This is a genomic window from Mycobacterium sp., assembly GCF_040509115.1.
Classification (GTDB): domain Bacteria; phylum Actinomycetota; class Actinomycetes; order Mycobacteriales; family Mycobacteriaceae; genus Mycobacterium.
The window spans coordinates 1-7364 of sequence record NZ_JBEVLO010000346.1 but is presented as its reverse complement, the minus strand read 5'-3'; the positions used below and the strand labels follow the sequence as shown (position 1 = coordinate 7364).

The 7364-nt window shown below is 66.1% G+C and carries 10 protein-coding genes; 2 read left to right on the top strand and 8 right to left on the bottom strand.

Features of this window, described 5'->3' with window-relative positions:
• Positions 1–136: 136 nt before the first annotated feature.
• From ABW137_RS24385 to ABW137_RS24375, 3 genes are read right to left on the bottom strand one after another with little or no spacing between them, the layout of a single operon-like run.
• Positions 137–1132 carry a zinc-dependent alcohol dehydrogenase family protein gene (locus ABW137_RS24385; RefSeq protein WP_526404031.1) on the bottom strand — a complete coding sequence of 332 codons (996 nt, stop codon included), beginning with the start codon at positions 1130–1132 and terminating at the stop codon, positions 137–139.
• A gap of 15 nt (positions 1133–1147) precedes the next feature.
• Positions 1148–1288: a hypothetical protein gene (locus ABW137_RS24380; protein ID WP_526404030.1), complete on the bottom strand. Its 141-nt coding sequence runs from the start codon at positions 1286–1288 to the stop codon at positions 1148–1150.
• The gene (locus ABW137_RS24375) at positions 1285–2235 is read right to left on the bottom strand and encodes an EamA family transporter (protein ID WP_526404029.1); all 951 of its coding nucleotides are present in this window, start codon (positions 2233–2235) and stop codon (positions 1285–1287) included. The genes ABW137_RS24380 and ABW137_RS24375 overlap by 4 nt, the downstream gene beginning before the upstream one ends.
• 81 nt (positions 2236–2316) lie before the next feature.
• Here ABW137_RS24375 and ABW137_RS24370 point away from each other — a divergent pair, with 81 nt between their 5' ends.
• Positions 2317–3222, top strand: a complete 906-nt coding sequence (locus ABW137_RS24370; RefSeq protein WP_526404032.1) for a LysR substrate-binding domain-containing protein — start codon at positions 2317–2319, stop codon at positions 3220–3222.
• Between the two features lie 153 nt (positions 3223–3375).
• On the opposite strand, the gene ABW137_RS24365 is transcribed toward ABW137_RS24370, so the two are convergent.
• From ABW137_RS24365 to ABW137_RS24355, 3 genes are all read right to left on the bottom strand, one after another.
• Entirely contained in the window at positions 3376–3720 is a 345-nt protein-coding gene (locus ABW137_RS24365) for a hemophore-related protein (RefSeq protein WP_526404028.1), read from the bottom strand.
• A 42-nt stretch (positions 3721–3762) separates the two neighbouring features.
• The gene (locus tag ABW137_RS24360) at positions 3763–4056 is read right to left on the bottom strand and encodes a hypothetical protein (protein WP_526404027.1); all 294 of its coding nucleotides are present in this window, start codon (positions 4054–4056) and stop codon (positions 3763–3765) included.
• A gap of 222 nt (positions 4057–4278) precedes the next feature.
• Complete coding sequence (locus ABW137_RS24355) at positions 4279–4650, bottom strand: ANTAR domain-containing protein (RefSeq protein WP_526404026.1); 372 nt, start codon at positions 4648–4650, stop codon at positions 4279–4281.
• A gap of 335 nt (positions 4651–4985) precedes the next feature.
• Here ABW137_RS24355 and ABW137_RS24350 point away from each other — a divergent pair, with 335 nt between their 5' ends.
• Positions 4986–6476, top strand: coding sequence for a flavin-containing monooxygenase (locus ABW137_RS24350; protein WP_526404025.1), 1491 nt, complete (start codon positions 4986–4988; stop codon positions 6474–6476).
• Positions 6477–6491: 15 nt separating this feature from the next.
• On the opposite strand, the gene ABW137_RS24345 is transcribed toward ABW137_RS24350, so the two are convergent.
• A complete protein-coding gene (locus ABW137_RS24345) occupies positions 6492–6812 on the bottom strand; it encodes a hypothetical protein (protein WP_526404024.1) in 321 nt (106 codons plus the stop codon).
• 214 nt (positions 6813–7026) lie between these two features.
• Positions 7027–7364, bottom strand: a 338-nt coding sequence (locus tag ABW137_RS24340) for an alpha/beta fold hydrolase (protein ID WP_526404023.1), incomplete at its 5' end; no start/stop codon positions are given.

Genomic DNA, 7364 nt, shown 5'->3' with positions numbered 1-7364 from the left:
GACACCCCCAAGAGGGCACGAGTCGCGGTCTACGTCTCGGGCGTCGTGCTCGGCGTGCTCTATCCAGTGTTCGGCGTATCACTTATCGTGGCGCTGGCGGTCGAAGCCGTGCTCGCCCGTCGCCGAGTGAGTGTCGTCACGCCGGTCCCTGTTCGACGGTGACGACGATCTTGCCTGCGCCACGGCCGTTCTCGACGACGTCGTAGGCGTCGGCTACCGTCGTGAGGTCGAAGGTTCGGGAGTCCACCCGAGGGGTGAGTCCTTCGGTGTCGGCGAGTTCGGCGGCGTGACGCAGGATCGCCCCGTGGTGTTCGCGGCGTCGTCCCGTCAGGAGGGGCATCAACGCGAACACACCTGAATAGCTGGCGCCGCGGAACGAGAGCGGGGCAAGGCTATGGGTGCCCCATCCCAGGGCGCTGACCACGTGACCGGTGTAGCGCTTGACGGCAGCGAACGATTCGTCGAGCGTGACGCCACCGACGGTGTCGAACACGACATCGAATCCCTCTCCGCGGGTGTGGGTTTCGAGGTAGTCGTCGACGGTGACCGAGGTGTAGTCGATTGGGGTGGCCCCGAGACTGCGGATCGTCTCCTGGCTGGCTGGTGACCCGGTCGCGTAGACGTTGGCGCCGCGGGCCAGAGCCAGCTGAATGGCGACATGACCAATTCCGCCTGCACCGCCGTGCACCAGCACGCTATGGCCGGTGCGCACCTGCGCACGGTCGACGAGGCCTTCCCACGCAGTGATGACGATCAACGGCAGCGCGGCGGACTGGCGCGCCGACAACGTGCGCGGCCTCAGCGCGAGCAAGCGATGGTCGACGGCGGCGAACTGCGCTAGTGAGCCCTGGTGCCCGCCGACCCCACCCGTCATGCCGTAAACCTCGTCGCCGACCCCGAATTCGGTGACGTCGGGTGCGACGGCAGCCACCGTTCCGGCGAGATCGAGCCCGAGGACGGCAGGCAAGACGGTCGCCGCGTGGGCGGCCTGGCCCCGACGGATCTTGGTGTCGAGTGGGTTGACGCCGCTGGCTTCAATCCGAACGAGGACCTGCCCGCTCACTGGCGAGGGGTCGGGAAGGTTCCGGATCTGCAGGGCGGTGCCAAACGATTCGAGTACTGCTGCGCGCATGACTTTTCGACCTTCCTAGACGAAGTACGTGTCCATCATGTCCAGGTCGAACAGATAGCCGTCGATCCCGGCGATCTGGTATCTGGTGACCTTCGATGGTCGTCGTTGAGACGAGGCACCACGCGCCTCACCGGCGACCCAGTCGGGTCCGATCACCCGCGACTCGTACCCAGCGGAACTCGGTTGGGACGAAATCTAAGTCGATCATGTCGCTGCTTTCGCGCAGAGTCGACGCCGTTGTTGTGCCGACGGTTGATCAGGACGACGCCGGTGATGCCAATCAGGCCGCCGACCAACTCGAGGAGTCGTGGTCGCTCGCCGAGCCACACCAGGGCCACGACCAGGGTCACCGGCGGAACCAGGTACAGCGCCGCCGTTGATCGCTCGACGGGCAATCGGGCAACGGCGTAGCTCCACGTCACGAAACCCACGGCGGACGGCAACAACCCCAGGTAGAGCACCGACACGATTGCCGTGAGCGGCGCGTCGGCCACACGGTGGACGGCGGCGGGCAGCAACGGCAGGACGAAGATCGTGCCCGACCACATTGCGTAACAAGCGACCTCGAATCCCGTGTAGCGGGCCAACAATGGCTTGATGGCCACGTGGTAGGTCCCTTGCGCGAACGCGGCGACAAGCACCACTACTGCGCCCAGCGACAGGTGCACCGAATCACCGGACAGCGTGATCACCGCGGCACCTAGCAGCGCGACGCAACTTCCAGTGATGGTCGCCGACGTCAGGCGCGTGCGCAGGAACGCCGTCGACAGCAGCACACTGAACACCGGGGCGATCGCGACCAGCAAGCTGGCGGTGCCTGCCGCCACGTGCACCTCACCCCAGTTGAGCAGGACTTGGTACGCAGCCATGCCCGCGAATCCGGCAAGGAGGATCAGCGGCACGTCGCGTCGACGGGGCACGCGAACCTTGAGCAGCGGCGCCATACACGCCAAGGCCAGAGATGCGACGACCAGCCGCCACACCGACAAGCCCGCGACACCCAAACCGGGCAGCCCCACCCGGATCGCGGGGAACGCCGACGCCCACAGCACCACCGTGGCCAGTAAGGCCACCACGTGCAACGGCACCCGTAGCGTCTTCACACCGTTGAGTGTCGCGCCTATGATGCAAAAGAACCAGTTAGTTGTTACTAGCTTTATCGGAAGGAACGCTACTTGATTGACATGCGACGGGTGCGCTTGCTTCGGGACCTGTCGGTTCACCGGACGGTGGCGGCAACGGCCGAGGCCGCGCACCTGACCGGCCCGGCAGTGTCTCAGCAACTCGCCGCGCTGGAGAAGGAGGTGGGCATGCAGCTTCTGGTCAAACAGGGCAGGACCCTGCACCTCACGGCCGCGGGCAGCTTGCTCGTCGACCATGCCGAGGTAATCCTCGGCGGGATGGCCGCAGCGGAAGCCGACCTAGAAGCGCTGCGCGGGGGGCGCGGCGGCCTCATCCGGATCGCGATCTTTCCCTCTGCGGCACGCACGTTGATGCCCGCGGTCTGGCGTGGGCTCCGCGACGACAGCGCCCGCGGGGTCGATCTTCGGCTTCGCGAGAGCGAACCCGACGACGCCACGCAGGCGCTGCGCGAGCGTCACGTCGACATCGCTGTCGTGCACGCGTACACGCTGCTCCCTCGCGATCTGCCGTCCGGTTGCGAATTGCACCGCCTGCTCGAAGAGCCGGTGCACCTCGCCATGCACCCGCAACGCGCGTCCCGACATGGCCTCGCGCCCGGCCAGGACGTGGACCTGGCCCACTTCGCCGACCATGACTGGCTGATGCCGGGCCCGGAGTCGTCCTGTCATGAGATGACCCAACGTGCTTGCGGTGCCGCAGGGTTCGTTCCGCGCGCAGTCGCACTGGCCACCGACTTCTCGGTACTGGCCGCGCTGGTGGCGGTCGATGCGGGAGTGGCACTGATCCCCGACATGGCGCTGCCCGCCGATACCACCCAGCTGAGCCTGCACCAGCTCACGGAGCCGCTCACGCGCCGCATCTACGCTCTCACTTCAACCGGCGCGGCTGGACAACCGCACATCCACCGCATCCTCGAGCACCTCAGCCGCGCGGCGGCGGAGTGCTGACCCGCCAACTCGATACCGACATCACGCTCATGGGCATGGCCCACGTGTGCTCGCTTCAGCGCCGATCTGTTGCCGCTCAACGTTTCTGGGCATTGATCGACCGCCGGCCCCGCCCCTCGTCGGCGTCGGCGACCCATACGACCCACCCTGCGACTAGCCCATGGGCATCTCAGGAATGGGTGCGTTGCAGCGGTTTCGAAAGTCCTCTGCGGGTTGCCTGACACCACGGAGCTCGTCGCGCACCTGAGGGTTTTCCTGCAGGTACGTCTCGACTGCGGCCCGCATGTCGTCTCGGGACATGCCCTTGAGCCCGGTGAAGAATCCGTTCACGTCGGGATGGGTGAACAGGTAGCCCGCGGTTCCCGCCGAAACGCCGGACATGACCGTGGCGAGATCAGCGGCCGTGCAGTTCGGCGGATCGGCGACGGCGGTCACCGAGGTGCCGACGAGCACCGCACCGGCAATCAAGCCGGGGCCCACGAGGGTGCGGATGAACATGTGAACTCCTTGGTCGAGTGGATGGCAGACGTGGTGATGTGCTCAGCGACGGGGACCGATACCGCCGGGACGTCCAGGACCGTTGAAGCCTGGATCCCAGACCACGTCGATGCCCCAGCCGTCGTCGCAGTACCAGGGGTCAGCGCAGTAGGAGGGGTACGACGGTCCTGCTGACGGCGGTGTCGGACCACCGCCTCGAACCTCGCCCGTACTGCTGCACACGGTCGAGTAGCCAGCTTGAACGCAGTCGGCCGCCGCGGGTGGGGCAGCGAGGAGGCTGACGGGGATCAGGGCCACGACCAATCCCGTGCTCAGGTGACGCTGTCTTACTCGCACGGCTGCTCCTCACACGAAGGGCCCGTGAGGCATCGACGCCTGCCGATGCAGATGGACCGACGTCCTGCGGAGCGTAGTCCGGGTTCGTTGTGCTGGAAGCAATTTGACCAACTCAAGATCAAAATAGTCGTTAGGCAGTCGAAGTTGCTGAAAGTGTTGCGGCGCTTGCGAACTAATCAATTCGCCGAAATGTCTGGTCCCGCACCCGTCGACCGACCGACTTTAGATGGCCTTCATCGGTACGCCGGTCTTGCTCTCGCCGTTGAGCTGTCGGGCAGCCACGTTCTCGACGCGTTGGTGTGCGGTCAGCATCAGCCCGTCGAAGGCGAGTCGGCGCGCAGGCCCTCTCGCCTTGGATAGTTCGAGTAGGTCCTTGAGTATCTGCTCGGCGACGAGCCGGAGCTTGAGGTTGTGCTGTTGGGATTGGCGGCGTAGCACCTCGAACGCCTCGTCGTCGTCGATGCCGTAGACGAACATCAGCATTCCCTTGGCTTGTTCGATCGTGGCGCGCCGTTCGACGATGGCGGCGACGGCTCGGGTGATGCGCGGCGCATCCCTTGCCCCAGCGTCGTCGTCGCTCGGGTGTTCGCTCATGTTCGGTTTCCTCCTGGGCAACATTGCCGTCAGGTGGTGCGAGCGATCCGATACACGAGGCGCGCGGAGTCGATCTGCCGGGAGTCTGAGGCAACGGTGTTTACCCTCCATTCGGAACAGCCAACCTGGTGGATCGGTGGTGTGTCGGGCGTCACATCACTTCGTGGTGCCCAGACGTGGTGAGCGCGGCGGTCGGCTATTCGTCGAGGTGGTCCGGCACGGCACGTGCACCACGGCGACGCCGGGCGCTGCCGCTCGTTCCAGCGTGTTGACCCTTCGCCACCAGGTCACCGACTTCCTGGCTACCAAGATGATCGACGTGGGAGAGTGCCCTGATGGGGGAGAGAGTTGCCGTCGTCGGTGCCGGTCCCGGCGGTCTGGTTACTGCGCGGTGGCTCCTGTCGCGCGGCTTCGAACCGACGATCTTCGAGCAGAGCCTCGTGCTCGGCGGCCAGTGGGCGGGGCTCGCCGGCCGCAGCGGTGTGTGGTCGGCGATGCACACCAACACGAGTCGCGTGCTGACCGCGTTCAGCGACCTCGACCATGTCAGCGAGGCGGTCTTTCCCTCGGGCCGAGACGTTCTCGACTATCTTCAGCGCTTCGCAGACGCGTTCGAGTTGCGGACCCTGATCCGGTTGGGAACGCGGGTCGAGCGCATCGACCGCGCCGGCGGCGCGTGGACGGTGGAGCACTCGAGCGGTGTCGAGACCTTTGACCGGGTGGTGGTAGCGAGCGGGCGGTTTCACCGGCCGGTGGTGCCCCTTGTCGCCGGGATCGACGGCTTCACCGGTGGGGCAGGAGTGGCGACGACATACGACTACCGAGGCGCGTCACGATATGTCGGCCAGCGGGTGTTGGTGGCAGGCTGCGCGGTCAGCGCCCTCGAGATCGCCGCCGAACTCGCCCAACACGGAGCGGCCCGCGTCGTCCTCAGTCAACGTCGGCAGCGCTACGTGCTGCCGAAGTTCGCCGCGGGCGTCCCGTCGGATCACCGCATCTTCACGCGTTACGGCGTGTTGGCGAATGAGGCGTTGGCGCCAGCCGAGGTCGACCGGCAACTCAGGGAGATCGTGGTCGAGGCAGGCGGCAGCCCCGAGCAGTACGGCGCGCCGAGACCGGATCCGTCGCTGTTCGCCGCCGGCGTCACGCTCAACCAGGTGTACCTGCCGCTGGTGGCCGAAGGCCGAATCGCGGTCAGGCCGTGGATGCGGTCGGTCAGCGGATCGACGGTGACCTTCGGCGATGGGACCGCCGAGAACGTCGACGGCATCGTGTTCGGGACCGGTTTCGAGCTGGACCTGCCCTTCCTGGGCGAGGATGTTCGTGCCGTGCTGGGGCTCGATGCCACACACCTGGACGCCGACCGGTACACCTTCCACCCCGACTTGCCGGGGTTGGCATTCGTTGGCATGTGGGATCAGTCGGGCGGGTACTTCGTGCCACTCGAACTGCAGGCCCGTTGGATTGCCTACCGGTGGGGCGGTGTCATCCCCACGCCGACCGAGGCCGATGAGAGGGCCGCGATCGCCACCTACCGGGCTCGACGGGGCATGTCGCAGAAGACTCGAATGAACCTGGCGGCGTTGACCTTTGCCCGCGCAGCAGGCGTCGAGCCCCGAGTGGACGATTGGCCGCGACTATGCCGGGCGCTGCTGTTCGGACCGTTGGCGCCGAGCGCCTTCCGGCTCAATGGTCCCGACGCACTGCCCGATGCCGCCGATCGGTTCGCCCGCGACGCCGCGGCCTTCGGGGCGATCACCTCGAACGAGTTCACCGAGCGTGAGCTGGCGTATTTGTCGCTGGTAGCCCGCGCCGCGTCGCCATGACTACGCCGCCGGAACCTAGATGCAGGGCTGGAAGCCGACGAAGGGGATCGGGGTCTGAATGTTCGGAAGGCACACCTGCGGCCAGCTCCAGCCCACGCTGGGCGGACTCACCGTGAAGCTGGGCTCACCGGGGAAGACGTTGACGTCGACGTCCGATGGACTGAGCGCAGGCAGGGGCGGAAGCGCAGGTGGCGCCGCGATCGGAGCGGCGACGGCAGCCCCAGGTTGACAGTCACCCTCGCCGGCGGGCAGCGGCTGGTCACCGTCGACGTTGCCTTGCTGCGGATCGCACGCTGCCCAACTGGGTACAGGCGCGACGATGGTGGCTACGGCCAAGGGCGCGACGCTAAGCGCACAACCCGTGAGCAGCGAATAAGCGCTGCGAGTGAGCGAAATTGGCATCGACAATCCTGACAATGGGTAATTCGTTCCGAAATAGGGCAACAAGGGGATTGTAGGCACCTTCTCGGAAACAGCGAACCCCGCAGGATGACGCGACCGGCCATTCGTTCGACATTCCACCATGGAACGCCCGCATTCGCCTACGTGCTCACGCCTTGAGGAATTCGAGGAGGTCGGTGTTGATGACGTCGGCATGCGTGGTGGGCATGCCGTGCGGGAAGTTGTCGGCGTAGGTCTTCAACGTCGCGTTCTGCAGCAGTTTGGCTGACTTCGGCCCGGCCGCGACGTAGGGCACGATCTGGTCGTCGACGCTGTGCATCACCAGTGTGGGGATGGTGATCTTCGTGAGGTCTTCGGTGAAGTCGGTCTGGGAGAACGCGACGATGCCGTCGTAGTGCGACAGTGCGTCGCCCATCATGCCTTGCCGCCACCAGTTGTCGATGATCGCCTGCGACGGCTCGACGCCTGGTTTGTCGTAGTTGTAGA

Coding starts and splice junctions, on each gene's coding strand:
- ABW137_RS24385 (WP_526404031.1), bottom strand. CDS start 1,132: ATGCGCGCAGCAGTACTCGAATCGTTTGGCACCGCCCTGCAGATCCGG.
- ABW137_RS24370 (WP_526404032.1), top strand. CDS start 2,317: ATGCGACGGGTGCGCTTGCTTCGGGACCTGTCGGTTCACCGGACGGTG.
- ABW137_RS24365 (WP_526404028.1), bottom strand. CDS start 3,720: ATGTTCATCCGCACCCTCGTGGGCCCCGGCTTGATTGCCGGTGCGGTG.
- ABW137_RS24355 (WP_526404026.1), bottom strand. CDS start 4,650: ATGAGCGAACACCCGAGCGACGACGACGCTGGGGCAAGGGATGCGCCG.
- ABW137_RS24350 (WP_526404025.1), top strand. CDS start 4,986: ATGGGGGAGAGAGTTGCCGTCGTCGGTGCCGGTCCCGGCGGTCTGGTT.